The organism is Cobetia sp. Dlab-2-AX (assembly GCF_024124625.1).
Classification (GTDB): Bacteria; Pseudomonadota; Gammaproteobacteria; order Pseudomonadales; family Halomonadaceae; genus Cobetia.
Window position 1 is genome coordinate 371,316 of sequence record NZ_JAMXRV010000004.1, and the last position, 25,308, is coordinate 396,623.

The 25,308-nt window shown below is 63.9% G+C and carries 19 protein-coding genes; 16 read left to right on the forward strand and 3 right to left on the reverse strand.

The window, feature by feature from the left end:
• Positions 1-27: 27 nt before the first annotated feature.
• Genes NH396_RS09420 through NH396_RS09430 form a run of 3 tightly spaced genes read left to right on the forward strand, consistent with a single transcriptional unit; the run spans position 28 to position 3,646 of the window.
• Positions 28-552: a hypothetical protein gene (locus NH396_RS09420; RefSeq protein ID WP_176676190.1), complete on the forward strand. Its 525-nt coding sequence runs from the start codon at positions 28-30 to the stop codon at positions 550-552.
• Positions 553-612: 60 nt separating this feature from the next.
• On the forward strand, positions 613-2,760 hold the full coding sequence (locus NH396_RS09425; RefSeq protein WP_176676191.1) for a vWA domain-containing protein: 2,148 nt from the start codon (positions 613-615) through the stop codon (positions 2,758-2,760).
• Positions 2,753-3,646: a class II glutamine amidotransferase gene (locus NH396_RS09430; RefSeq protein ID WP_176676192.1), complete on the forward strand. Its 894-nt coding sequence runs from the start codon at positions 2,753-2,755 to the stop codon at positions 3,644-3,646. The genes NH396_RS09425 and NH396_RS09430 overlap by 8 nt, the downstream gene beginning before the upstream one ends.
• 136 nt (positions 3,647-3,782) lie before the next feature.
• On the opposite strand, the gene cysK is transcribed toward NH396_RS09430, so the two are convergent.
• Entirely contained in the window at positions 3,783-4,748 is a 966-nt protein-coding gene (cysK, locus tag NH396_RS09435; protein WP_176676193.1) for a cysteine synthase A, read from the reverse strand.
• A gap of 591 nt (positions 4,749-5,339) precedes the next feature.
• Between cysK and NH396_RS09440 the strand changes: the two genes are divergently transcribed.
• The 6 genes from NH396_RS09440 to NH396_RS09465 all read left to right on the forward strand — a co-directional run bounded on the left by NH396_RS09440 (position 5,340) and on the right by NH396_RS09465 (position 15,722).
• The gene (locus NH396_RS09440) at positions 5,340-7,028 is read left to right on the forward strand and encodes an AMP-binding protein (protein WP_253063201.1); all 1,689 of its coding nucleotides are present in this window, start codon (positions 5,340-5,342) and stop codon (positions 7,026-7,028) included.
• A 232-nt stretch (positions 7,029-7,260) separates the two neighbouring features.
• Positions 7,261-11,427, forward strand: coding sequence for an ATP-dependent RNA helicase HrpA (gene hrpA, locus NH396_RS09445; protein WP_176676195.1), 4,167 nt, complete (start codon positions 7,261-7,263; stop codon positions 11,425-11,427).
• Positions 11,428-11,826: 399 nt separating this feature from the next.
• Positions 11,827-13,011: a beta-ketoacyl-ACP synthase III gene (locus NH396_RS09450; protein WP_176678255.1), complete on the forward strand. Its 1,185-nt coding sequence runs from the start codon at positions 11,827-11,829 to the stop codon at positions 13,009-13,011.
• 135 nt (positions 13,012-13,146) lie between these two features.
• Positions 13,147-13,908 (forward strand): VacJ family lipoprotein, encoded by a 762-nt coding sequence (locus NH396_RS09455; protein ID WP_176676196.1) that lies wholly within the window; start codon positions 13,147-13,149, stop codon positions 13,906-13,908.
• 115 nt (positions 13,909-14,023) lie between these two features.
• Complete coding sequence (locus NH396_RS09460; protein ID WP_176676197.1) at positions 14,024-15,175, forward strand: PP2C family protein-serine/threonine phosphatase; 1,152 nt, start codon at positions 14,024-14,026, stop codon at positions 15,173-15,175.
• On the forward strand, positions 15,168-15,722 hold the full coding sequence (locus NH396_RS09465) for an STAS domain-containing protein (protein ID WP_176676198.1): 555 nt from the start codon (positions 15,168-15,170) through the stop codon (positions 15,720-15,722). Before NH396_RS09460 ends, NH396_RS09465 begins: the two co-directional genes overlap by 8 nt.
• A gap of 205 nt (positions 15,723-15,927) precedes the next feature.
• Here the strand turns inward: NH396_RS09465 and tal are convergent, their stop codons facing one another.
• Positions 15,928-16,866, reverse strand: a complete 939-nt coding sequence (gene tal / locus NH396_RS09470) for a transaldolase (protein WP_175090482.1) — start codon at positions 16,864-16,866, stop codon at positions 15,928-15,930.
• A 52-nt stretch (positions 16,867-16,918) separates the two neighbouring features.
• Between tal and NH396_RS09475 the strand changes: the two genes are divergently transcribed.
• The 6 genes from NH396_RS09475 (at position 16,919) to pstB (ending at position 23,027) form a co-directional block, all read left to right on the forward strand.
• Positions 16,919-17,062, forward strand: coding sequence for a hypothetical protein (locus tag NH396_RS09475; protein WP_176676200.1), 144 nt, complete (start codon positions 16,919-16,921; stop codon positions 17,060-17,062).
• Between the two features lie 128 nt (positions 17,063-17,190).
• Positions 17,191-18,408: a Bcr/CflA family multidrug efflux MFS transporter gene (locus tag NH396_RS09480; RefSeq protein ID WP_176676201.1), complete on the forward strand. Its 1,218-nt coding sequence runs from the start codon at positions 17,191-17,193 to the stop codon at positions 18,406-18,408.
• A 112-nt stretch (positions 18,409-18,520) separates the two neighbouring features.
• Positions 18,521-19,537 (forward strand): substrate-binding domain-containing protein, encoded by a 1,017-nt coding sequence (locus NH396_RS09485; RefSeq protein WP_176676202.1) that lies wholly within the window; start codon positions 18,521-18,523, stop codon positions 19,535-19,537.
• A 128-nt stretch (positions 19,538-19,665) separates the two neighbouring features.
• Positions 19,666-20,922, forward strand: coding sequence for a phosphate ABC transporter permease subunit PstC (gene pstC, locus NH396_RS09490; protein ID WP_176676203.1), 1,257 nt, complete (start codon positions 19,666-19,668; stop codon positions 20,920-20,922).
• 14 nt (positions 20,923-20,936) lie between these two features.
• A complete protein-coding gene (gene pstA / locus NH396_RS09495) occupies positions 20,937-22,103 on the forward strand; it encodes a phosphate ABC transporter permease PstA (RefSeq protein WP_176676204.1) in 1,167 nt (388 codons plus the stop codon).
• An 81-nt stretch (positions 22,104-22,184) separates the two neighbouring features.
• The gene (gene pstB, locus NH396_RS09500) at positions 22,185-23,027 is read left to right on the forward strand and encodes a phosphate ABC transporter ATP-binding protein PstB (protein WP_176676205.1); all 843 of its coding nucleotides are present in this window, start codon (positions 22,185-22,187) and stop codon (positions 23,025-23,027) included.
• Between the two features lie 145 nt (positions 23,028-23,172).
• On the opposite strand, the gene NH396_RS09505 is transcribed toward pstB, so the two are convergent.
• Entirely contained in the window at positions 23,173-24,393 is a 1,221-nt protein-coding gene (locus NH396_RS09505; RefSeq protein WP_176676206.1) for an acetyl-CoA C-acyltransferase, read from the reverse strand.
• A 117-nt stretch (positions 24,394-24,510) separates the two neighbouring features.
• Here NH396_RS09505 and NH396_RS09510 point away from each other — a divergent pair, with 117 nt between their 5' ends.
• Positions 24,511-25,128, forward strand: a complete 618-nt coding sequence (locus NH396_RS09510) for a TetR/AcrR family transcriptional regulator (RefSeq protein ID WP_176676207.1) — start codon at positions 24,511-24,513, stop codon at positions 25,126-25,128.
• Positions 25,129-25,308 lie beyond the last annotated feature (180 nt).

Sequence of the window (25,308 nt, forward strand, 5' to 3'; positions counted from 1 at the left end):
CAGGATGTTATGACAGGAGTGAAGGGCATGATGATTTCCGATTCGTTGCCGCAGATGTGGCTGATCTATTTTGGCCTGGCAGCGGTAGTGCTGTTTACCGGCTATATGGCGGTGCGAATACTGCCGCGTTTCCTGCGCTGGATCCTCGTCGGCGGCATCGCCGGCATGATCGCCGTGCCGACCAGTTTTCACGTCACGGCCAGCGTCGCGGAAGATGCCTACACCGGCCTTGCGCCAGCCATCGTGGCCTTTGCCGTCAGCGTGATACAGAAGGATGGTGGTGGCATGGCCTCGGCCTTCGGCATGCTGGTGCTGGGCATCGGGGCCGGTGTGGTGCTGGGTCTGGTGATCTGGTGGCTGGGACGCGGGCGTGAACAGCGTCGCCGCGCCGCCCAGCAGCGCCGCCAGCCTCATGCCCATGAGCAGGAGGATGAGGAAGTGCGCGAGGGCCACGCCGCTGGCGCCAGCTTGCGCAGCGAGAAACGTGGCACCTCGGCCCGTGCGGCGGCGCGTACCCGCGCAGGCCGCGACCGTCAGGAACCGTCGCTCTGATCGAGCGTCGTTCGATCAGCGCCAGCCGTGCATTGTCCGAGCGTGGACTAAGGATCTGTCATGCCCCGTGATGTAGCTGTCACTTCGTCTCTTGAGCCAGTCCGTTCACCAGGGCATGTATCCGGCTCTTCATTCGGCCCTGTCGCCAAGGTTGCGGGGGCGCGCTGGCTGGCGGCCCTGATGCTGGCGGGCATCAGCCTCGCGTCGCCCTCGGCCTTCGCCGAGCAGGCGTCGTCAGCGGCCAACGCTTCGGCAAGTGAGCCGATGAGCGAGCCGGTAAGTGGGCCGGTAGATGAGTCGGCCAGCGAACAGGCTGAGCAGATGCCGTTCGTGGCCCGGGATGTCGCGAGTGACGCGAACGCAGCCAGTGGCTCGGCGCGCGACATTGCGCCTGACCTGCGCATGGCGATCGATGTCTCCGGCAGCATGAAGCACAACGATCCGACCAATCTGCGCGCCAGTGCGCTGGACCTGCTGGTCACCTTGCTGCCGGAGCGCTCGCGTGCGGGGCTGTGGGGCTTCGGTGAGCAGGTACAGCCCTTGCTGGCGCTGGGCGCGGTCGATGCGGGCTGGAAACAGGCGGCCCGCGGGCTGGAAGGGCGGTTGGACGATTACGAGCAGTACACTGACCTCGAGGCGGGCCTGCGTGCCGCCGCCGAAGGCGCCGATGTGAGCATCGATGGCCAGGGGCCGCGTCAGATCATTCTACTCTCCGATGGCATGGTCGACCTGCGTGAGCCGAGCAGCGAGAAGGCCGCCTCGGACAGCGCCTCGCGCCAGCGCATCACCGATGAGCTGACGCCGACGCTTGCCGCGCACAACATCACGGTGCATACCGTCGCGCTGTCGCGCAATGCCGATATCGATCTGCTGCAGCAGGTCGCCGATGGCACCGGCGGGCTGGCGACGGTCGCCGAGACCCCGGAAGACCTGCTGCGTGCCTTCCTCGGGGCGCTCGACCGTATCGTGCCCGGCGAGCTGGTGCCGCTCGAGGACAAGCGCTTCACCATCGATGGCAGCGTCGAGGAATTCACGGCGCTGGTCTTCCACGGCCCCGATGACAGCGCGCCGATATTGATCGCACCGGATGGTCAGCGCTATTCGCTGGCCGACAAGGCATCGTTGCCCGAGGGCGTGCGCTGGGAACATCAGCCGCGCTATGACCTGATCACCGTGACCGACCCCGAGGCCGGGCAGTGGCGTATCGAAGGGCAGGTGGGCGTCGACAGCCGCATCACCGTGGTGTCAGACCTGGCGCTGGTGTCGCGCCCGCTGCCGGCCACGCTGTATCGCGGCTTTGGCTATTCCCTCTCAGCCTCGCTGGTCGACGGCGCACGTGATGTCGCTGAGCAGGACTTCCTGGCGACGCTGGACGGCAATGCGCGTCTGGTGCCGGAAGACGAGGGTGGCATGTCAGCAGAAACGGCAGCCGTGACCAGCGCCCAGCAGCGCGGTCTTGAGCGTGACGGCGCGCAGTTCAGCGTCAACATGCCGCCACCGCAGCAACCGGGTGGTGCTCGCCTGACGCTGACCATCGAGGGCCAGCGCGATGGCGCGCCCTTTGCACGTCAGTTGAGTCAGCGCACCAGCGTGGTCGACCCGCTGCTGGTCGAGCCGATCGGTGGCAATGCGCAGAACTCGACGCCGCCGAGCGCGCTGGAGGTCAGCGCGCGTCATCCGCTGCTCAACACCGCCAATACCCAGCTGGATGCGACGCTGCAGGGTGAGCCGTTGAGCGTGGCGGAAGCGGGCGAGAGTCGCTGGCGTATCGAACTGCCGCCGCTGGAGCGTGACGTCAGTGCCGATGTGCAGATCAGTGCGCGCATCGCACTGGGCGGGAGCTCACGGGTGATCGACCTGGCGCCCTATACCCTCAACGAGAATGCGGCGCGGCGTGCCGCCAATCTGGACCGCTCGCCCATCGAGGGCGAGTCCTTCGGTGAGATTCAGGGCCTGGATCAGGCGGTAGAGGAGAAGGAAGACCTCAATGACCTGCTGGTGAAGGGCCGCCTGCCCATCGACAAGGTGCCTGCGTTGATCAGTCAGTGGTTCGAAGGAGCTTCGGACTTTGCCAAACGTGAGGCAGAATCACCGCAAAGCCGCATGATCGCTTACGCCGTTGCCGGTGTGATCGGCCTGCTGGTAGTGATCATGTTGGTGCGTCGCATGACGCGCAAGCCGACTCAGCGGGAGGAACCCCATGTGTGAACTGCTCGGCATGAGTGCCAATGTGCCGACCGATATCTGCTTCAGCTTCGCCGGTTTTCTGCAGCGAGGCGGTGGTACTGGTCCGCACCGCGATGGTTGGGGAATCGCCTTCTACGAAGAGGGCGGTTATCGCGAATTCCGTGACCCGCATCCGTCGGTGGATTCGCCCATCGCGCGCATGATTCTCGACTATCCGATCAAGTCGCAGATGGTCATCAGCCATATTCGCCAGGCCAATGTCGGCCAGGTGACGCTGGCCAATACCCACCCGTTCACGCGCGAGCTGTGGGGTCGGCAGTGGTGCTATGCCCACAACGGTCAGCTGGCGGACTGGCAGGCACTGCCCCTGCCGTACTACCGCCCGGTGGGCAGTACGGACAGCGAGCACGCTGCCTGCTTCCTGCTCGGCGAGATCCGGCGCGCCTTCCCGAATCCGCCGGCCCGGTGCGAAGACCTGTGGCGGCATCTGCACGCCCAGTGCGAGCGTCTGCGCGGGCTTGGCGTCTTCAATCTGCTGCTCTCCGATGGCGTGCATCTCTACGCCTACTGCTCCACCAGGCTGGCGCACATCACGCGCCGCGCGCCCTTCGGGCAGGCGAGTCTCACCGACTTCGAGATGAGCGTCGACTTCCAGCAGCACACCACCGATGCCGATGTGGTCTCGGTGATCGCCACCGATCCGCTCACCGACAACGAGCAGTGGCAGCGCCTGCTTCCGGGTCAGCTGGTGGTGTTCCGCGAAGGCGAGCTGGTCGCCAGTCTTGGTGGCGAGTTGCCGCTGAGCCAGGAAGAGCCAGGGCAGGAGCAGGCCGAGAACGGAGCGGTCGATCGCACCGCGACCGCGCGCCTCAAGCCGGATTGGCTGGCGTCTGACTTGAGCTGCTGACGTTTGGTTGAGTCGCTGACGTTTGGCTGAGTCGCTGACGCTGAGCGACGCAGAAAGAAATTGAACGCCAGACACACGAAGGGCCGCGATTGCGGCCCTTCGTGTTTGCGGCTTTTGCCTGGTCAATGCGTGAGGCTCAGCCTTCGACGTCGTCGAACATGCCGGCGAACATCGGCGAGGACAGGTAGCGCTCGCCGCTGTCCGGCAGGATGACGACGATGGACTTGTCGGCGTAGGCCGGGTCTTCCGCCAGGCGCAGCGCCGCGGTCATCGCCGCACCGCAGGAGATGCCGCACATGATGCCTTCTTCCTGCATGATGCGACGCGCCATGGCCATGGCGTCTTCACTGGCGACCGGCTCGACGCGGTCGATCAGCGTCAGGTCCAGGTTGTCGGGAATGAAGTTGGCACCGATGCCCTGGATCTTGTGCGGGGCCGGCGTGATCGACTCGCCCTGCATGCGCTGGGTGATGATGGTGGATTCTGCCGGCTCCACCGCCACGGCCTCGAGTGACAGGCCGCGCACCGTCTTGAAGTAGCGGGCGATGCCGCTGATGGTTCCGCCGGTACCGACGCCCGCCACCAGCACATCCATTTCGCCGTCCAGCGCGTCCCACAGCTCCGGGCCAGTGGTCTCTTCGTGGATGCGCGGGTTGGCCGGGTTGGAGAACTGCTGCGGCAGGAAGTAGCGTTCCGGCTCGGCCTTCTGCAGCTCGCAGGCCTTGTCGATGGCACCCTGCATGCCCTTGGCCGGATCGGTCAGCACCAGGTTGGCGCCGAGGGACTTCAGCACCTTGCGGCGCTCCATGCTCATCGAGGAAGGCATGGTCAGGGTGACGGGGTAGCCACGCGCCGCGCCGACGAAGGCCAGCGCGATACCGGTGTTGCCGGAAGTCGGCTCGATGATCTCCATGCCCGGCTTGAGCACGCCGCGTTCTTCGGCGTCCCACACCATGCTGGCACCGATACGGCACTTGACCGAGAACGCCGGGTTGCGGGCTTCCACCTTGGCGTACAGGCGTGGATGGCTGCTGAGGCGGTTGATCTTGACCAGCGGCGTATTGCCGATGGCTTGCGAGTTGTCCTGATAGATCCTGGCCATGCGAGGTCCTCTGGGTATCTGGCGGCTAGACAGCGAGCATGCCCGCTGCTTGAGTGAAGTGATGACGCTCAGCAGCGGCTGTCGCGACTGTATGAGCATAAGGTTAAGGGCTAGCCGAGCGCGACTCAAAGGCCTGAAGCGCATAACGACATGGCTAGGTTGGCAGTCGAGGCTAGCCTCTGACCAAGGTCGTACAAGAGTAGTGATCTGATTCAACAAGACTTTTTCTGATGTGAACGATGGTTTCAATCGGTCGTTTTACATCATTGGCGTGACTGGTTAAGGTGAAGCTCGGCGGCCCTGAAGGTTCCTGCCGGGGTGTCGCCGGTGCGTTGCCGGCACCTGCGCGCGCGTTGTCGCGCCGACCTTTTCCCATCACGCCGTCATTCATGTCATTGTTCACATGTGGGCGTGACGCCCTGATAACAACAAGTGCTGAATTCTCGCCTGTGGCTGCCAGTGAAAGACGCCGCGCCCGGCCACGATCCAGCAGACGAATGCAGTCATGGAGCCCAAGCCATGCATGATGCCAATCCTGCCAACGCCTCGGCAGACCCGGAAGCCGACAAGGCGTCTGATCCCGCTGGCCCCGTGACCGGGGACGCCAACCTGATTCTCAGCGGTGAGCCGTTGTCCGGTCTCGAGGATTACCCCTCGATTCTCGAGGTCTTCGAGGCCAGCTGCGCCAACTATGCCAGCCGTCCGGCCTTCAGCTGCATGGACAAGACGCTCAGCTACGCCGATGTGGACCGCCTGTCGCGCAATTTCGCCGCCTGGCTGGAACACGAGACCGGCCTTGAGCCCGGTGATCGCATTGCCATCCAGCTGCCGAACCTGCTGCAGTTCCCGGTGGCGGTATTCGGCGCGCTGCGCGCCGGTCTGGTGGTGGTCAACACCAACCCGCTCTACACCGAGCGCGAGATGCAGCATCAGTTCCATGATTCCGGTGCACGTGCCATCGTGATTCTGGCCAACATGGCGGACAAGCTCGAGAAGGTGCTCAAGCGTACCGACATCGAGGAGGTCATCATCACCGAGATAGGTGACCTGCATGACTTTCCCAAGCGTCCGCTGATCAACCTGGCGGTGCGCTACGTCAAGAAGATGGTGCCGAAGTACCACCTGCCCGAGGCACACGGCCTGCGTGAGGTGCTCAAGCGCGGCGCGGGGCTCTCGCACACGCGTGTCACGCGAAAGCCCGAGGACATCGCCGCGCTGCAGTACACCGGCGGCACCACCGGGGTTGCCAAGGGCACCATGCTGACCCACCGCAATCTGGTCGCCAACATGCTGCAGGCGCGCGGCGTGATCAGTGACGTGCTCAATGAAGGCCAGGAGGTGCTGATCGCGCCGCTGCCGGTCTATCACATCTATACCTTCACGGTGAATTGCCTCTACAGCATGGAGAGCGGCAATCACAGCGTGCTGATCACCAATCCGCGCGATATCGATGGCTTCATCAAGACACTGGGCAGGACACCGTTCACTGCCTTCGTCGGCCTCAACACGCTGTTCTCGGCGCTATGCCAGCGTGATGACTTCAAGGCGCTGGACTTCTCGAGTCTCAAGCTGACCATCTCCGGCGGCATGGCGCTGACGCGCAGCGCGGCCGAGCGCTGGGAAGCCGTCACCGGCTGCCCGATCGCCGAGGGCTACGGCATGACCGAGACCTCGCCCATCGTCAGCTTCAATCCGCCGCGTGAGCTGCAGCTGGGCACCATCGGCAAGCCGGTGCCGGGTACCGAGCTCAAGGTGGTGGACGCCGATGGTGTGACGCTGGGGCGTGATGCGCCGGGCGAGCTGTGCGTGCGCGGCCCCCAGGTGATGAAGGGCTACTGGCAGCGTGACGATGCCACGCGTGAGGCGATGGATGAAGAGGGCTTCATCCGCACCGGCGATATCGCGGTCATCCAACAGGATGGCTTCGTGCGCATCGTCGATCGCAAGAAGGACATGATCATCGTCTCCGGCTTCAATGTGTTCCCCAACGAGATCGAGGACGTGGTCAGCGGCCATCCGGATATCGTCGAGGCGGCGGCAGTGGGCGTGCCGGACGAGCAGAGCGGAGAGGCGATCAAGCTGTTCGTGGTCTCCAGCAACCCGGATCTGGATCGCGACAGCCTGCGCAGCTGGTGCAAGGAGCAGCTGACCGGCTACAAGGTGCCGCGCTTCGTCGAATTCCGCGATGAACTGCCCAAGACCAACGTCGGCAAGGTGCTGCGTCGTGAGCTGCGCGACAGCGAAGAGAGCGGTGGCAATACGCCGCTACGCGAGCACTGAGGACAGTACTGAGGACAGCGCTGAATCGGCGGCGGGGCAGGGGACAAGCGCCGCCAAGGTTGGGCGCGGCTACGCGCAGGGCTACAATGGACGGCCCGTCACTTGTTGACGGGCCGTTTTGTCATTCAGGTGTCATGGCTTGCTGCCTCGTGCAGGCGAGCGTGAGGCTGAATTCCCGAGAGTTTCCGGCTGCGCGCGTGGCGTGTGGTCGCTGGTTGAGAAGAGGCAGTCCTTGAGCGACACCGCTACCGCACCGTCCGAACATGCGCGTCTTGAAGCCCTCGCGGCTCGCCTTGAACGCGCCCTGAGCCGTGATCAGCGCGAGCTGGGCAAGCGCCTGGCTGGCCTGCGGCGGCGTCTCAAGGAAGGCAAGCCGGTCGATCGTGCCATCAACGACATCGAGAGCCGCCTTGAGGCGAGCATCGCCCAGCGCGCCGCGCGCGAGACGGCACTGGCCCGCTGGCAGACCCCCGCCGCGCTCAACTATCCGCCGGAGCTGCCGGTGGTGGAGCGTCGCGAAGACATCCTCGCCGCGCTTGCCGAGCATCAGGTGGTGGTCGTTGCCGGTGAGACCGGCTCGGGCAAGACCACCCAGCTGCCCAAGCTCTGTCTGGAGATGGGGCTGGGGCGCAATGGCCTGATCGGCCACACCCAGCCACGTCGTCTGGCGGCGCGCTCGGTGGCGGCGCGTCTGGCCGAGGAGCTCGAGACGACGCTCGGCGAGACGGTCGGCTATCAGGTGCGCTTCAACGACACCACCGGCCCGTCGACGCTGGTCAAGCTGATGACCGACGGTATCCTCCTGGCGGAAACCCAGCATGATCCGGACCTGAGCCGCTACGAGGCGATCATCATCGATGAGGCCCACGAGCGCAGTCTGAACATCGACTTCCTGCTCGGTTATCTCAAGCGTCTCACTGCGCGCCGCCCGGACCTCAAGATCATCATCACCTCGGCGACCATCGACGTGGAGCGCTTCAGTCAGCACTTCGCGGCCCAGGATGGCACGCCGGCGCCCATCGTCTCGGTCAGCGGGCGCAATTTCCCGGTCGAGACCCGGTACCTGCCACTGGTGCGCGACGCCGAGGATGAGGAAGACCTCAGCCTGCAGGAAGGTATCCTGCGCGCGGTGGAAGAGCTGTCGTTGATCGAGCGCGAGAAGGGCTGGATGCGGGGCCCGCGTGACGTGCTGATCTTCCTGCCCGGCGAGCGCGAGATCCGCGCCACCGCGGACACCCTGCGTCGCGCCCAGCTGCGTGATACCGAGGTGCTGCCACTGTACGCGCGCCTCTCCAACGAAGAGCAGAACCGCGTCTTCCAGCCGCATCGTGGCCGCCGCATCGTGCTGGCCACCAATGTCGCCGAGACCTCGCTGACCGTGCCGGGCATCCGCTATGTGATCGACCCGGGCCTGGTGCGCATCAGCCGCTACAGCTATCGCTCCAAGATCCAGCGTCTGCCGGTGGAACCGATCAGCCAGGCCAGCGCCAACCAGCGCAAGGGCCGCTGCGGGCGTATCGCCGAAGGCCTGTGCATCCGCCTTTACAGCGAGGAGGACTTCCTCGCGCGCCCGGAATACACCGAGCCGGAAATCCAGCGCACCAACCTGGCCTCGGTGATTCTGTCGATGCTGTCGCTCAAGCTGGGTGACATCGAGAAGTTCCCCTTCGTCGATGCGCCGGATTCGCGCTTCGTCACCGATGGCTTCCGCCTGCTGCGCGAACTGGGCGCGGTGGATGAACACAACCGTCTGAGCCGTGATGGCCGCACCTTGGCGCGTCTGCCCATCGACCCGCGTCTGGCGCGCATGGTGCTTGAGGGCGCCTCGCGCGGTTGCCTGCGCGAAGTGCTGATCATCGTCAGCGCGCTGTCGATCCAGGACCCGCGCGAGCGCCCCGCCGACAAGCGCCAGCAGGCCGATCAGATCCACCACGAGTGGGATGACGACAACTCCGACTTCGTCAGCTGGCTGAATCTGTGGGAAGGCTTCGAACTGGCGCGTGATGCCTTGGGGGCCAACCCGCTGCGCCGCTGGTGCAAGGCGCGTTTCCTCAACTATCTGCGCCTGCGCGAGTGGCATGACACCTTCCGTCAGCTCAAGCAGCTGACGCGTGACCTGGGGCTGGAGATGACCAGCGCCCAGCAAGAGCGCGACGCCGAGGCGCAGGCCGAGGTCACCGCGCGGGTACTGGCCTCGCCGGGGCAGGGCCGCCGCCCGTCGGTGGCCATCGATCACGAATCACTGCATCGCGCGCTGCTGACCGGGCTGCTCTCCAATCTCGGCCTCAAGCAGGAAAATCGCGAGTATCTCGGCGCGCGCAACCGACGCTTCTTCGTCCACCCGGGTTCCGGTGTGGCCAAGAAGTCGCCCAAGTGGGTGATGGCGGCCGAGATGGTCGAGACCACCAAGCTCTACGCGCGTCAGGTCGCGGCGATCAAGCCCGAGTGGGTCGAGCCGCTGGCCGAGCATCTGGTCAAGCGCAGCTACAGCGAGCCGCACTGGGAGATGAAGCGCGCCCAGGTGGTCGCCAGTGAGCAGGTGACCCTGTTCGGGCTGCCCATCGTCACCGCGCGCAAGGTGCATTACGGCCCGCTGGCGCCACAGGAGTCCCGCGAGCTGTTCATTCGCCGTGCGCTGGTCGAGGGCGAATTCCAGACCCGTGCGCCGTTCTTCGCCCACAATCGCGGCCTGATGGATGAGGTTGGTGAGCTTGAGGACCGCGCGCGCAAGCGAGACATCCTCGTCGACGAAGAGACGCTGTTCGCCTTCTATGCCGAGCGGATTCCGGAAGGCATCTACAACGGGCGCAGCTTCGACAGGTGGCGCAAGGAGGCCGAGCGCAACAATCCCGATGTCCTGCATCTGAATCTCGACGACCTGATGGCGCGCGACGCCGAGGAAGTCACCGTCGCGCGCTACCCCGAGCAGCTGCACCACAACAGCGTCGCCTACCCGCTGAGCTATCACTTCGCGCCCGGTGCGGTGGATGACGGCGTGACGATGATCGTGCCGGCGGCGATGCTCTCGCAGCTGCCACGCTATCGCATCGAATGGCTGGTGCCGGGGCTTCTGCGTGACAAGGCCATCGCGCTGATGAAATCGCTGCCCAAGCAGTACCGCAAGCAGGTAGTGCCGATTCCCAACTGGGTCGATGCCGCACTTGAGGCGCTGACCCCGGACGACGTGCCGCTGACCGATGCGCTGGCCGAGTTCATGCGCGTCAAGACTGGCCTGCGCCTGCCGCAGGATGCCTGGGCGCCCGAAACGCTGGAACCGCACCTGAAGATGAACCTGCGTATCGTCGATCAGGACGGCAAGGTGCTGGGCGAAGGGCGTGATCTCGAAGCGCTGGAAGCTCGCTTCAAGGACTCGGCCGCGGCCGCCGCGCGGGCGATGGCCAACCGCAGCCGTGAAGCCGACAGCGAAGTGCTGGAAGATCTGCCGGAGACGCCGATCGCCACCTCGCACAGCACCACCCAGGCAGGCATCCGCGTCGAGGCTTATCCGGCGCTGGTGGTGAAGGCGGCGGCGCCTGCCGACGGCGGCATGAGTGCCAAGCAGCGCAAGCTGGCGCGCAAGACCGGCAAGAACAGCGCGCCGTCCAGCCATGCGCCTGCCAGCGCGACGGCTCAGGTCGAGCAGAATCTGAGCGTGGAGCTGTTCGATCATCCGGCCAAGGCCGCCGCCGCGCACCGTGATGGCATCACGCGTCTGGCGATGGCACGCCTGCCGGACCAGGTGCGCTATCTGGACCGTGATCTCAAGGCGCTGGAGCGCTGTGCGTTGCTGTTCGCCAAGGTCGGCACGCGTCGCCAGCTGGCGGATGACTTCATCTACGGCGTCTTCGAGCAGGTGATGGCCGTCGAGCCGCTGCCGCGTTCGCGCAGCGAGCTGCAGGCGCGTCTCGATGACAAGCGGGCCGAGCTGGTGCCGCACGCCGAGGCGCTGCTCAAGCCATTGGAAGCCGCGCTCAAGCAGCATCTGGAGCTTTCCAAGCGTCTCAAGGGCAAGATCGACTTCTCGATGGCGTTGGTGGTGGCTGATCTCAAGGCCCAGCAGGCGCGCCTGATCACGCCGGGCTTCATCCAGGCCTCCGGTGAATGGCTGCATCAGCTGCCGCGTTATGTGGAGGCGATGCTGATCCGTCTCGACAAGGCACCGCGTGAGCGCATGCGCGACCAGCGTGACATGGAAGAGGTCAAGGGCTTCGAATCCCGCCTTGATGCCCGCCTGAGCAAGGCGCGCGAGCAGGGGCTGCCGGATGCGGAGCTGGAAGAGTTCGGCTGGTGGCTGCAGGAACTGCGCGTCTCGCTGTTTGCCCAGCAGCTCGGCACCCTGGAGACTGTCTCCGCCAAGCGCCTCGAGAAGCGCTGGCAGGAGCTGATGGCGCGCCGCTGATGTCCTGGGACTGGGCTTTGTCTTGGCTGAGCTTTGTCTTGGCTGAAGTTCTGCCTTGGCTGAGGCTCGGCCTTGGCTGGGGCAGCGCCAGGACGTTGTGTGTGGCATCAGAGTCTTGCGTGACCGGTACGTGGAGGCGTGCCGAGGCGGGATGGCCCAAGCTGCATACAGGAAATGCTGTTTAAGCATTCACTGTGGTCGCTCGACAAATGCTGACTCGGGCGTCTGGAATCGCCGAGACAGCGTACACTGAACATGGGGCATGACGACGCGGTACCGGATCGTGCCCCGCTCAATTCTGGTGATATCCCGCGGGATAGCACTGTCAGGAGTGGATGCATGCCAAACAATGACAATGTTCACGCTGCCGATACGCAACACGCCAACGCCGGTCAGTCCATGAGCGCCAGCGGCAATCATCGGGTACTGATCACCGGCAGCGGGCTCTACACGCCGCCCAATGCCATCAGCAACGAGGCACTGGTGGCGTCCTTCAATGCCTGGGTGGCGGCGGACAATGCCGCCAATGCCGACGCCATCGCGCGTGGTGAGCGTGAGGCGCGTACCGAGTCCAGCGGCGAATTCATCGTCAAGGCCTCGGGTATCCACAGCCGCTACGTGCTGGATGCCGAGGGCATTCTCGACCCGGAGCGCATGCGCCCACGCCTGCCGGCGCGCGCCAATGACCAGCCCTCGGTGCAGTGCGAGATGGGCGTGGCGGCCGCGCGTGAAGCACTGGCAGCGGCGGGCGTCAATGCCGCGGACCTGGATCTGGTCATCGTGGCCTGTTCCAACCTCGAGCGCCCCTATCCGGCGGTGGCGGTGGAACTGCAGGCCGCGCTTGAGGCCGGTGGCTATGCCTTCGACATGAACGTGGCGTGCAGCTCCGCCACCTTCGGCATCGAGACCGCCGCCAACGCGATTCGCAGCGGCAGTGCCAAGCGTGTGCTGATGGTCAATCCGGAGATCTGCAGTGCGCATCTCAACTTCCGCGACCGAGACAGCCATTTCATCTTCGGGGATGCTTGCACGGCCGTGGTGCTGGAAGCCGCGGATGTCGCCACGCGCACCGATGGCTTCGAGGTGCTCGGCACGCGTCTGGTGACGCGCTTCTCCAACGCGATACGCAACAATTTCGGCTTCCTCAATCGCACGGCGGTGCTTGAGGACGACGTGGCATCCGCGATGACACTCGACAGCGCAAGCCATCGTGTAAAGGCCGATGACAAGTTGTTCATCCAGGAAGGTCGGCGCGTCTTCCGCGAGGTCTGCCCGATGGTGGCCGAGCTGATCACCACCCATCTGGGCGAGATCGAGGCAGACGGCGGTGATCTTGATCGCATGTGGCTGCACCAGGCCAACCGCCACATGAACGACATGATCGCGCGGCGTGTGCTGGGGCGTGACCCGTCGAGCGAGGAAGCGCCGATCATTCTCGATCGCTACGCCAATACCAGCTCCGCGGGCTCGGTGATCGCCTTCCACCTCCATCATGCGGATCTGGCGCCGGGGAGCCTTGGGGTATTGTGTTCTTTCGGGGCAGGCTACAGTGCCGGCAGCGTGCTGCTGAAACGCTGCGGTTGAAGCAGGACATTGCGCGAATCCACGTGGCCTGTGCTGGCTCTTGGCGGGCGCGGAACGTATAAAGAAGGCCGGACCTGACAGCCAGGGATGTGGTAAGGACCGCTGCAGGAATCCAATAGACTTACAGGTGACGAGATGCACACGATCAAGACTTCCCTGCCGGCACTGCTGGCCATGTCCCTGCTGGCGGGTTGCGCCAGCACCGGAGACAGCGAGCCGAATCCTCAGGACCCCTGGGAGGGCTTCAACCGTAACGTCTATACCTTCAATGACACCCTGGACCGCTATGCCCTCAAGCCGGTCGCGCAGGGCTATGACTATGTGACGCCGGAGCTTGTGCAGGATGGCGTGGGCAACTTCTTCTCGAACCTGGGAGAGGTCCGCACCATGTTCAACTCGGTGCTGCAGTGGAAGTGGGCCAATGCCGGAGTCTCCACCGGCCGTCTGTTGCTCAACTCCACCGTCGGCATCGGCGGCCTGTTCGATCCGGCCAGCGAACTGGGCTGGACGGTCGACGAAGAGGACTTCGGTCAGACGCTCGCCGTGTGGGGAGTCGGTCAGGGGCCGTACCTCGTGCTGCCGCTGTTCGGCCCGAGCACCGTGCGTGACACCGCGGGCATGCCGGTCGACTACTTCAATGATCCGGTCAATTACATCGAGAATGACAAGGTACGTTACGGCCTGAAGGCGCTGGATCTGGTCGACACCCGTGCCGGTCTGCTCGAGCAGGAGAAGCTGATCCAGGGGGATCGCTACAGCTTCATTCGTGATGCCTACCTGCAGCGCCGCAACTTCGAGATCAACGATGGCAAGCTGGGCGATGATCCCTTCGCCAGCGACAGCTTCGATGATGCCGATCTCGATGGTGCCTTCGCACCGGAAGACGACAGCCAGTAATGCGTCACCCGCAGCAGGCGGCCGGTACCGTGAATGGTCAGTGGTGCCGGTCGCGAGGGCAAGCAGCATCAAGACTGCGAGTGGATGGCAGCAAGGACGGGAATGAGGGGTTGGCATGGCGGATGAGCAAGGCAAGCGTCTGTTGATCGGTCTGATTGATCTTCCCGGCTCGCGGCGTGATGCGCTGGCGAAGCTGTTGACGGATGAACGCTGTGCGGTGGCGGCCTGTGGTGGCATCGCGACACTGCCCAGCGGAGTGGCGGTGGTGGTCGCGCATGTCGAGGCCGTTTCCAGTCATGAGTGGTCGCGTCTGGCCGAGCGCCTGCCGACGGTGGTGGTGGCCGAGAGTCGTGGGGATGAATGCCTGTTGCCGGCGGTGGAGGCCGGGCTGGTCGATTACCTCATCGCGCCGCGCGAGCATGGCTCGGTACTGCGCAGTCTGCTCAAACGGGCGGCGGAGCATCACCAGCTGGCCCATGAGCACGCCAAGGCACGCGCGCGCCTCGAGGAGCTCAACGAGCATCTGGAGACGCATCTGGCGCTGCTGCGTCAGGACCAGCAGGCCGGTGGCCAGATCCAGCAGCGTCTGCTGCCCCAGAGCGGACAGCACATCAATGGCGTCAGTTATGAGTACTGCCTGTCGCCGTCGCTGTATCTGTCGGGTGACTTCCTCGAGTATCAGGCGATCGACGAACGCTTCAGCCTGTTCTACTTTGCGGATGTCTCCGGTCATGGCGCCTCGTCGGCCTTCGTGACCGTGCTGCTCAAGCTGTTGTTCGCACGCGCGATCCGCCACTGGGAGGAACATACGCCGGAAACCTTCGGCCCCGAGTGGCTGGCACTGCTCAACCGTGAACTGATCGACAGTGGTATCGGCAAGCATGCCACGGTGATGTGTGGTGTGATGGACCGTGATACGCGCACGCTGCATTACACCCTGGGCGCCCAGCTGCCGATGCCGGTACTGGTCACGCCCGACGGCGAGCTGCGTGAGCTGGAGGGCAGCGGTCGGCCGGTGGGGCTCTTCCCAGACACCCGCTATCCAGCGTATCGTGTGGCGCTTCCTGAGCGCTTCCGCCTGTGGCTGGCCAGTGATGGTGTGCTGGAATGCCTGCCGGGCGAGGCGCTGGAGGACAGGACTCGAGCACTGCATCAACGGATTCTGAGCAGTGAGGATGTGCAAGGATTGCGTCGTGGACTGGCGCTGGATGGCGAGCTGCCGGATGACCTTACCTTGATGACGCTGACAGGATTCCATGATGGATGAAGGACGTATCCAGGCCGTGTTCGAAGACGGCCTGTTCGTGCTCAAGCTATCCGGTGATGTACGCCTGACGCTGTGTGCCACGCTGGATCAGCAGGTACAGCGCGTGGCTGCGGTTGAGGGACTGGAAAGCGTGATCATCGATCTGCGCGAAGCGACCAATGTCGATTCCACCGCACTGGGCTTTCTGGCCAAGCTGGCGCTGGCGGTCCGCGATCGGCTGGTGATGCCGGCGCAGGTGGTGGCTGCCCATCCCGACGTGCTGACCATGCTCAAGGTGATGGGGTTCGACGAGGTGGCCAGTGTCGTGGATGCCGGCAGCCTGCCGGAGGCGGACCAGGCCGATCTGGACGGAGCCTCCTGCTGCAACGCGCCAGCGCTGAACGAGTCTCAGGATGACGTCGATGCCTCGCCCCAGCAGGAACAGGAGCTGCGCGGGCGCATTCTCGAGGCTCACCGGCTGTTGATGTGCCTGAATGGTCACAATCGCCTGGAGTTCCAGCCGCTGATCGAGCTGCTGGAAAGCGAGGAGCATCGCCAGCCGCACTGAAGGCGCCGGGGCATTGAGCCTGACAGCTCGTTTCTAAAAGCACGAATCTGGCAGCGCGAATCAGACAGCACGTTTCTGAAAGCACGTTTCTAAAAGCATAAAGAAAGCGCCTGCCGTGAAACACGGCAGGCGCTTTTTGTTGCCTTGGCCGTTCAATGAGCTCTTGCTTAACAAGAGTTCATCATCGGCGCTATGCTCTGTTGGCTCAGTGGCTGCGCAGTTCGGCCAGCAGGGTCTCAAGCTTGCGCTGATCGGCCATGAACTTGCGGATACCTTCGCCCATCTTCTCGGTGGCCATGGCATCTTCGTTCATGTCCCAGCGGAAGTTGGACTCGGTCAGCACTTCCGGCACGTTCTGCTCGGCATCGCCGGCCAGCAGGCGACGTTCCAGCGTGCCGGTGCTCTCGGCCAGCTCACCCAGCAGTGCCGGCGAGATGGTCAGGCGATCACAGCCGGCCAGCGCTTCGATCTCGCCGGTGTTGCGGAAGCTGGCGCCCATCACGATGGTCTTGTAGCCGTGTCCCTTGTAGTGCTCGTAGATGGCCTTGACCGACTTCACGCCCGGGTCGTTGTCACCGCTGAAGTCGGCGTCCGGCTGATTGGCCTTGTGCCAGTCGAGGATACGGCCGACGAAGGGCGAGATCAGCGTCACGCCGGCATCGGCACACGCCTGGGCCTGGGCGAAGCTGAACAGCAGCGTCAGGTTGGTGCGGATGCCTTCGCGCTCGAGCTTCTCGGCGGCGCGGATGCCTTCCCAGGTGGAGGCGGTCTTGATCAGGATGCGTTCCTGACCGACGCCATTGGCGGCGTAGCGCTCGATGATGCGATGCGCGCGACGGATGGTCTCGTCGGCATCGAAGGACAGACGGGCACTGACCTCGGTGGAGACATAGCCCGGTACCAGGCCGGCGATCTCGGTGCCGATATCCACGGCCACGGCGTCGACGGCATCATCGATGTCGGTGGCCTTGCGCGCGACTTCGGTCAGGCGCTCGCGACGTGACGGGTCCTGAGCGGCCTGCAGGATCAGTGACGGGTTGGTGGTAGCATCAGTGGGCGCGAAGCGACGAATGGCCTCGAGGTCACCGGTGTCGGCGACGACGGTGGTCATTTCCTTGAGTTGGGAGAGCTTGTCCTGTGCCATGCAAGAGTTTCCTGTACTGAGCGTGAGCCACCCGAAGGGATGAGTGGCCCTCATGAATAAGGCAAGAGGTGAAGGGCAGGGGCCGCCGGAGCGAGCGCTGCCACCGAGTGTGCACCCACGCCTGCCGGCTGTGAAGACACCTCGGGTCGATCGCCCCAAGTGGATGATCCGCGGGGATTTCATCAGCGTGATGTGACATTCGTCACCTGTGTAGGTCAACTGTATCAATTGTGCGGCGGCGCGCCCACTGTCGTCATCTGACGGCAAGGGCGTGGCGTTTTCGGCACCTGGGCATACCATCGACAAACGATTGCAGGAGGGGATGTGGACAAGCGTCAAACCCGTCAGCTGGCCTTGCTGGTCGCGGCCAATACAGCCCTGGCTCCATTGGCCATCGATGCCTATCTGCCGGCATTGCCGGCCATGGCGGAAGACCTGGCGACCACGGTGCACCATACGGAGCTGTCGCTGTCGATCTTCCTGCTCGGCTTCTCGCTGGGGCAGTTGATCTTCGGCCCGCTGTCAGACCGTATCGGGCGCAAGCCGGTCCTGCTGTCAGGCATCTTCGTCTTCCTGCTGGCGAGTCTGGCCATCACCCGGGTCGAGAGCCTCGAGGGGCTCTATGCGCTGCGCTTCCTGCAGGCGCTGGGCGGCGGCGCCTCGGTGGTCAATTCCTCGGCGATCGTGCGCGATTGCTTCAGTGGCCGCGAGGCGGCCAAGGTGCTGTCCACCGTCGCGGTGATCATGATGCTGGCGCCCTTGATCGCGCCTGCCATCGGCAGCCTTTTGCTGGGCATGGCGGGCTGGTGGCTGATCTTCGCCTTCCTCGCCGCCTATGCCGCCTTCCTGCTGGTGGTACTGCCGCTGCGCTTGCCCGAGACCCGACGCAAGCGCGAGGCGGATGAGCCGCCGGCCAGCCTCCTGCAGGTCGCGCGTGACTATGCCAGCGTGCTTCGCCACGGGCCGGCGATGGGCTATGCGCTGACGCAGGCGATGGGCTTCGGTGGCATGTTCGCCTTCATCACCGCGTCGCCCTACGTCTATATTCAGCATTTCGGAGTGACGGCGGCCTGGTACCCGGTGCTGTTCGGCGCCAACATCCTGTTCATGTTCACCGCCAACCGTCTCAACGTGCGCCTGCTGTCACGCCTGTCGCCGCCGCGCCTGCTGCGCATCGGCATCGGTATCCAGCTGTGTGCCGCCATCCTGCTGGTATCGGCGCTGGTACTGGGGCTGGATCTGCTCTACGTCCTCGCGCCGCTGTTGATGGTGTTCGTCGGGGCCAACGGCATGGTGGCGCCCAATGCGATCTCCTCGGCGCTGGAGTATTTTCCGCGCATCAGCGCCACGGCCAATGCGTTGATCGGCAGCATGCAGTTTGCCAGTGGCGCCATGATCGGCATGCTGATCGCAGGCCTGGCGATGGACAGCCTGTGGCCGATGATCCTCGGCATGCTGGGCACGGCGCTGATCAGCAATATTCTGCTGCGGGTGCTGGCAGGGCGCAGTGCCCTGGCGCGCCACGCGACGCCGTCCGACTGAGAAAGGCGTGAGTCGGCGACTGTCACACAGTTGTCATGAATGCTTGGCAAGGTACTCCCTGTAGACAAGAAGCCACCTCACTGGCTCATTCCTATCGCAAGGAGTTTCAGGCATGAAGGCGTTCCTCAAGTCCGGTCTCGCAGCGGCTGTCATCGCTGCATCAGTGGGTGCAGCAGAAGCCCGTGAACAGCTGCGCATCGTGGGGTCTTCCACGGTCTATCCGTTCTCCAGCTACGTTGCTGAAGAGCTGGGTGCCACCAGCGATTTCCCGACTCCGGTCATCGAATCCACCGGTTCCGGCGGCGGCATGAAGCTGTTCTGTGAAGGTGTCGGTGACAGCACTCCGGACATCACCAACGCCTCTCGTCGCATGAAGACGTCTGAATTCGAGCGCTGTGAAGAGAACGGCGTGACCGATATCACCGAAGCCATGATCGGCTTCGACGGTATCGCCTTCGCCCAGTCTGTCCGCGATGGCAGCATCAACCTGACCCGTGAGCAGATCACCCTGGCGGTCGCCGCTCAGGTGCCGGTCGACGGCAAGTTGGTCGACAACCCCTACACCAAGTGGTCCGAGATCGATTCCTCCCTGCCGGACCGCAAGATCACCGTCTACGGGCCGCCTTCCACTTCCGGTACCCGTGACGCCTTCGAAGAGCTGGTGATGGAAGTCTCCACCGAAGAGATGGAAGGCTACGGCGGTGAGGGTTACACCAACATCCGTCAGGACGGTCACTACATCGCTGCTGGCGAGAATGACAACCTGATCATCCAGAAGCTGGTCGAGAACACCGAAGCCTTCGGTATCTTCGGCTACTCCTTCCTCGAAGAGAACGCTGACAAGGTCGTCGGTGCTTCCATCGATGGCGTGCAGCCGGAAGCCGATGCCATCTCCTCTGGCGAGTATCCGGTCTCCCGCTCCCTGTTCTACTACGTGAAGAACCAGCACAAGGATGACGTGCCGGCTCAGCAGGCCTACAACGACCTGTTCATGAGCGAGAAGATGATCGGTGAGCTGGGCTACCTGAAGGGCATCGGTCTGATCCCGCTGCCGAAGGAAGAGCGCGCCAAGCTTCGCGAGCAGGTCACTGAGCGCACCAAGCTGACTCTGGCCGATCTCCAGAAGTAAGCAACGCAGCTGACCCTCTGACGCGGCCGGTTGCCTTTGGCAGCCGGCCCGTTTGCTTGACTGGTCGCAGGGTTTCGCAAGGCATGAAGCCTTCCCCCTGTGAACAACGCGACTCCGGGACCCGAAAGATGCAGACTCAGCAGATCTTTCTCTTCTTCATAGGCATCGTGGCGCTGGCTGGCCTGGTAGCCTTCTTCAGCGGCCGCAGCAAGGCACAGCGTGTACGTGCCAGCGGTGCTGAAATGTACGCTCAGCCGGATCAGTACGGCTGGTTCACGGCAATTTCCAGCGCAGGGCCTGCTCTGCTGGTCGGTCTGGCAGCCGTCGTTGCGATTGCCACCGCAGGTATCGATATCGAAGGCATGCAGCTGCTGATCGCCAGTCTGGTCGTCGCAGCCGCCGGTCTGGTCATCGGCCTCGCGCTGGTGAAGCCTGATTTCCATGCGCGCAATGCCATCGAGACTCTCATTCGCTATGTGTTGATCGGCGCGGCGATGATTTCCATCGTCACGACGTTCGGCATTCTGGTCTCCATCATCTTCGAGGCCATCCGCTTCTTCCAGATGGAAAGCTTCTGGACCTTCATCACCGGGACCACCTGGGATCCGGGCAACAGCTTCCAGATGGCCGCCGGTCGTGGTGAAGGCGTCGAGAGCACCGCCAACTTCGGTGCCGTACCGCTGTTCGCCGGTACCTTCATGATCACCCTGATCGCGATGCTGGTGGCCATTCCCATCGGTCTGCTCGCCGCGGTCTACATGGCGGAGTTCGCCCCCGAGAGAGTGCGTACCGTCGCCAAGCCGGTGCTGGAAGTGCTCGCCGGTATCCCGACCGTGGTCTACGGCTTCTTCGCCGCCATCACCGTCGCGCCGCTGGTCGTCGATATCTTCTCTCCGCTGGGCATCGAGGCGTCCTACAACAACGCGTTGGCACCGGGTCTGGTCATGGGCATCATGATCATTCCGTTCATCTCCTCACTGTCCGATGACGTCATCACCTCCGTGCCGGACACCATGCGCCAGGGCTCTCTGGCGCTGGGCATGACCCACGGCGAGACCATTCGCAACGTCATCCTGCCCGCCGCGCTGCCGGGCATCGTGTCCGCTTCGCTGCTGGCGATGTCACGCGCGCTTGGCGAGACCATGATCGTGGTGATGGCGGCGGGCATGCGTCCGAACCTGACCGCCAACCCGCTGGAAGACATGACCACCGTCACGGTGCGCATCGTCGCCGCCTTGACCGGTGACCAGGAGTTCGCGAGTGCCGAGACATTGTCGGCCTTCGCGCTGGGTCTGGTGCTGTTCGTTGTCACTCTGCTGCTGAACATGGTCTCGGTGGTTCTGATCCGCCGCTTCCGTGAGAAGTACAGCGCCAACAACCTCTGAGGCCGAGACTAGACATGAGCCAATCATTCGACGATATCTCGGCCCAGCTGAAGGGCCGTCATCGCCGCACCAAGCGCCTGAAATTCATGTCCATGGGCGCACTCGCCCTGGCTGCCACCTTCCTGGTGGTCTTCATCGGCGACATGATCATGCGCGGCTATCCGGCCTTCCAGCAGGCAGAACTGCACGTGCCGGTTACCTACAGCGAGCAGTCGCAGGAAATCCCGCTGGCAGCGGTGGAAGAAGACGTGCGTGATCTGGTCAGCCGCGGCTGGCTGCGTCAGCTGCCGCGCGACATGGCCGCTGACGCCAGCCTGATGGGTCAAACGATCGAGCGCTGGGTGATCGCCGATGACCAGGTCGATCAGTATCTCAAGGGCCACAAGTCACATCTGAAGCCCAGGCAGACCGCCGTGCTGGACCGCATGGTCGAGAACGGCACGGCCGAGCTCAAGTTCAACGTCAACTTCTTCACCACCGGCGACTCCAAGCTTCCGGAGTACGCTGGTATCTGGTCGGCGGCGATGGGGACGATCCTGACGTTGCTGGTCACGCTGGCCTTCGCCTTCCCTGTCGGCGTGCTGACGGCGGTCTACCTGGAGGAGTTCGCGCCGGACAACCGCTTCACCCAGGCGATCGAGGTCAACATCAACAACCTGGCGGCGGTGCCGTCGATCCTGTTCGGTCTGCTGGGTCTGGCGATCTTCATCAACTTCTTCGGCATGCCGCGTTCCTCCCCGCTGGTCGGTGGTCTGACACTGGGTCTGATGACCTTGCCGGTGATCATCATCACCACGCGCTCGGCGCTGCGCAGCGTACCGGACACCATTCGTCAGGCCGCCTTCGGCGTCGGCTGCTCCCGCTGGCAGGTGGTGCGTGACCACGTACTGCCGCTGTCACTGCCGGGGATCCTGACCGGTTCCATCATCGGTCTGGCACAGGCGATGGGTGAGACCGCGCCGTTGATCATCGTCGGCATGGTGGCCTTCATTCCGGATGCGCCGACTGCCATCACCCAGGCTGCCACCGTGCTGCCGGCCCAGATTTTCACCTGGGCGGGCGAGCCTGAGCAGGCCTATGTTGAGCGTACTGCAGCGGGCATTCTGGTGCTGCTGTCAGTGCTGATCTTCCTCAATGCCGCAGCCGTGATGCTGCGCAAGAAATTCGAGCGTCGCTGGTAGGCAGCTGCGAGGCGGCCCGTCGATTGGCCGGTCGCCTCACACCTAAAGCCCTGGCCCACGACTCATAAAGGAATACGAGACATGAACAGCACCGTCGCCACTCCCGCCAAGCCTGCCGCGGCCACTCGTCCCGGTAGCCCGGTCGTCACGAACGAAGATGCCAACCACGAGCTGGCCATTCGTGTGGAAGATCTCAACCTGTGGTACGGCGAGAAGCAGGCGTTGAAGAACATCAACATTGATGTCTTCCAGAAAAATGTCACCGCTCTGATCGGCCCTTCCGGTTGTGGCAAGTCGACCTTCCTGCGCTGCCTTAACCGCATGAATGACCTGATCCGCAGCGTGCGCATCGAAGGTCTGGTCGAGATGGATGGCCGTGACGTCAACGCGCGCGACATGGATGAAGTGGCATTGCGTCGTCGCGTCGGCATGGTGTTCCAGAAGCCGAACCCGTTCCCCAAGTCCATCTACGACAACATCGCCTACGCGCCGACCATGCACGACCTGGTCAGCCGCCGCGCCGACAAGGATGATCTGGTCGAGAGCGCGCTGCGTGATGCGGGTCTGTGGGAAGAGGTGAAGGACATTCTTGACCAGCCGGGCACCTCGCTGTCCGGTGGCCAGCAGCAGCGTCTTTGCATCGCGCGTGCCATCGCGGTCAAGCCTGACGTCATCCTGATGGATGAGCCGACCTCGGCGCTCGATCCGATCTCCACCGCGACCATCGAAGACCTGATGGACAAGTTGAAGACCCAGTTCTCCATCGTCACCGTGACGCACAACATGCAGCAGGCGGCACGTGTCGCTGATTACACCGCCTTCTTCCATATGGGCGAGCTGGTGGAGTACAACGACACCAAGACGATGTTCTCCAATCCGAATACCAAGAAGGCCGAGGACTACATCACTGGTCGCTATGGCTAAGCGGCGCCAGCGTCAGGGCTCGGAAGGCTGAGCCCTTGATAGCTGTCTGAGAGCATTTCAGGCCGCACGACGACACGAGGCCCGGATCCATGATCCGGGCCTCGTGTCGTTGCAGCATCAGGTCGAGTCAGTGTCGAGTAGGATGTCAGTCTTCCAGCTCGACGGCGATCGCGGTGGCTTCGCCGCCGCCGATACACAGCGCCGCGATGCCACGTTTCTTGCCACGGCGCTCCAGCGCGTTGATCAGAGTGACGATGATGCGTGAGCCGGTGGAGCCGACCGGATGCCCCTGGGCGCAGGCCCCTCCGAAGACATTGACCTTCTCATGCGGGATATCGTGGGCATCCATCGCCAGCAGGGTGACCACCGCGAAGGCCTCGTTGATCTCGAACAGGTCGACGTCGTCCGTGGTCCACTCCAGGCGCTTCATCAGCGAGTCGATGGCGCCGATGGGCGCCAGTGTGAATTCGCTGGGGTGCTGGGAGTGGGTGCTGTGCCCGAGGATACGCGCCTTGACGGCCAGCCCGCGTCGTTCGGCTTCATCACGGCGCGTCAGCACCAGCGCCGAGGCGCCGTCGGAGATGGAGCTGGCATTGGCGGCGGTGATGGTGCCGTCCTTGGCGAAGGCCGGACGCAGGGCGGGAATCTTGTCAAGATTGGCCTGGAAGGGCTGCTCGTCCTGCTCGACCACGCTCTCGCCCTTGCGGCTCTTGACCGTGACGGCGGCGATTTCCGGCGCGATGTCGCCCGACTCGGTGGCCGTCATGGCACGCCTGAGCGATTCGATGGCGAAGTCATCCATGCGCTGGCGATCGTAGCCGCGGGCATCGGCCACTTCCTGGGCGAACACGCCCATCAGCTTGCCGGTCTCGGCATCTTCCAGCCCATCGAAGAACATGTGGTCCTTCAGCTCGCCATGGCCGAGGCGATAGCCGCCACGTGCCTGGGTGAGCAGATGCGGAGCGTTGGACATCGATTCCATCCCGCCGGCCAGCATGATGCGGTTGGTGCCTGCGCGTATCAGGTCATGCGCCAACATGGTGGCCTTCATGCCGGAACCACATAGCTTGTTGATGGTGGTGGCGCCGATGCTGTCCGGCACGCCGGCCTGGCGCATGGCCTGACGCGCCGGACCCTGCTTGACGCCAGCGGGCAGCACGCAGCCGAAGATGCCCTCGTCGACATCGGCAGGCGTGAGGCCTGCGCGTTCGATGGCCGCCTTGATGGCCACGGCGGCGAGCTGTGGCGCGCTCAGCGTCGAGAGTGAGCCCTTGAGGCCACCCATCGGCGTGCGGGCGCCGGCGAGAATCACGATGTCATCGGCGCTGGCGGAAGGGCTTGGCGTAGTGCGGGAAGCGGTCGTCATGACGGTCTCCTGTGTCTTGTTATTGGAAGATCGAGTCGTGCAGTCGGCGTTGTGATCACTGCGTGGCTATGCTTTGATCCATTCAATCCCATAAACCAAGCAAGCGCTAGTTATACGATGAATGTAGCCACCGCCTCACCCCGTCGCAAGGAGCTGGTCCGCATCGCCGCCCGCCTGTTCGTCGAGGAGGGTTTCGATCGCACCACCGTCCGCATGCTGGCCCAGGAAATGGGCATCAAGTCCGGCAGCCTCTTCCATCACTTCGCCGACAAGCAGGAAATCCTGTGCGCCGTGATCGAGGAGGGCATGTTCAGTGCGCTGGCCATCGCCCGTGAGCATCTGGCGCGCTGCGAGCCGTGCCAGGCAAGCGAAGTGACCGCCTCGGCGGCATCGCAGCAGCAGGCGCGTGAGCGACTGCTGGCCCTGGCGCGCGCACATCTGGACACGCTGCTCACCGATCGCAATGCCCATGTGGTCGCGCTCTATGAGTGGCGGCGGCTGGAGGGCCCGGCGCGCGAGCATCTCGTCCAGCTGCGTGATGACTACGAAGACCTGTGGCGTGACGCCATCGCCTCTGCCGTCGCTGCAGGGCTGCTCAAGGGCGACGCCACACTGCTGCGCCAGTTCATGCTCGGCGCGCTCAACTGGACGGTACGCTGGTATCGCCCCGAGGGAGAGCGCTCCCCCGATGAGCTGGCTGAGGCACTGGTCGACAGCCTGTGTCGTCTGCCCTGAACGAGCGTGCGGTACACGGCGTCTGCTACGCAGCGTCTGCAACTTTTGGCCAGTCGAGCATCACAATGCTTGCCGCCCGACAGGCTTGTCGCTAACTTGACGTTTACGTTAACTGTAGATGGCTGGCGCCCAGTCATCTCACTTCGCCCCGGAGCACCACTCAGGAGCCAGTCACGCCAT

Excerpts from the sequence above, each read along its gene's own strand:
- NH396_RS09420 (WP_176676190.1), top strand. The coding sequence starts at position 28 with ATGATGATTTCCGATTCGTTGCCGCAGATGTGGCTGATCTATTTTGGC.
- NH396_RS09425 (WP_176676191.1), top strand. The coding sequence starts at position 613 with ATGCCCCGTGATGTAGCTGTCACTTCGTCTCTTGAGCCAGTCCGTTCA.
- NH396_RS09430 (WP_176676192.1), top strand. The coding sequence starts at position 2,753 with ATGTGTGAACTGCTCGGCATGAGTGCCAATGTGCCGACCGATATCTGC.
- cysK (WP_176676193.1), bottom strand. The coding sequence starts at position 4,748 with ATGGCCAGGATCTATCAGGACAACTCGCAAGCCATCGGCAATACGCCG.
- NH396_RS09450 (WP_176678255.1), top strand. The coding sequence starts at position 11,827 with ATGAGCGCCAGCGGCAATCATCGGGTACTGATCACCGGCAGCGGGCTC.
- NH396_RS09455 (WP_176676196.1), top strand. The coding sequence starts at position 13,147 with ATGCACACGATCAAGACTTCCCTGCCGGCACTGCTGGCCATGTCCCTG.
- NH396_RS09460 (WP_176676197.1), top strand. The coding sequence starts at position 14,024 with ATGGCGGATGAGCAAGGCAAGCGTCTGTTGATCGGTCTGATTGATCTT.
- NH396_RS09465 (WP_176676198.1), top strand. The coding sequence starts at position 15,168 with ATGGATGAAGGACGTATCCAGGCCGTGTTCGAAGACGGCCTGTTCGTG.
- tal (WP_175090482.1), bottom strand. The coding sequence starts at position 16,866 with ATGGCACAGGACAAGCTCTCCCAACTCAAGGAAATGACCACCGTCGTC.
- NH396_RS09475 (WP_176676200.1), top strand. The coding sequence starts at position 16,919 with ATGAATAAGGCAAGAGGTGAAGGGCAGGGGCCGCCGGAGCGAGCGCTG.
- NH396_RS09485 (WP_176676202.1), top strand. The coding sequence starts at position 18,521 with ATGAAGGCGTTCCTCAAGTCCGGTCTCGCAGCGGCTGTCATCGCTGCA.
- pstC (WP_176676203.1), top strand. The coding sequence starts at position 19,666 with ATGCAGACTCAGCAGATCTTTCTCTTCTTCATAGGCATCGTGGCGCTG.
- pstA (WP_176676204.1), top strand. The coding sequence starts at position 20,937 with ATGAGCCAATCATTCGACGATATCTCGGCCCAGCTGAAGGGCCGTCAT.
- pstB (WP_176676205.1), top strand. The coding sequence starts at position 22,185 with ATGAACAGCACCGTCGCCACTCCCGCCAAGCCTGCCGCGGCCACTCGT.
- NH396_RS09505 (WP_176676206.1), bottom strand. The coding sequence starts at position 24,393 with ATGACGACCGCTTCCCGCACTACGCCAAGCCCTTCCGCCAGCGCCGAT.
- NH396_RS09510 (WP_176676207.1), top strand. The coding sequence starts at position 24,511 with ATGAATGTAGCCACCGCCTCACCCCGTCGCAAGGAGCTGGTCCGCATC.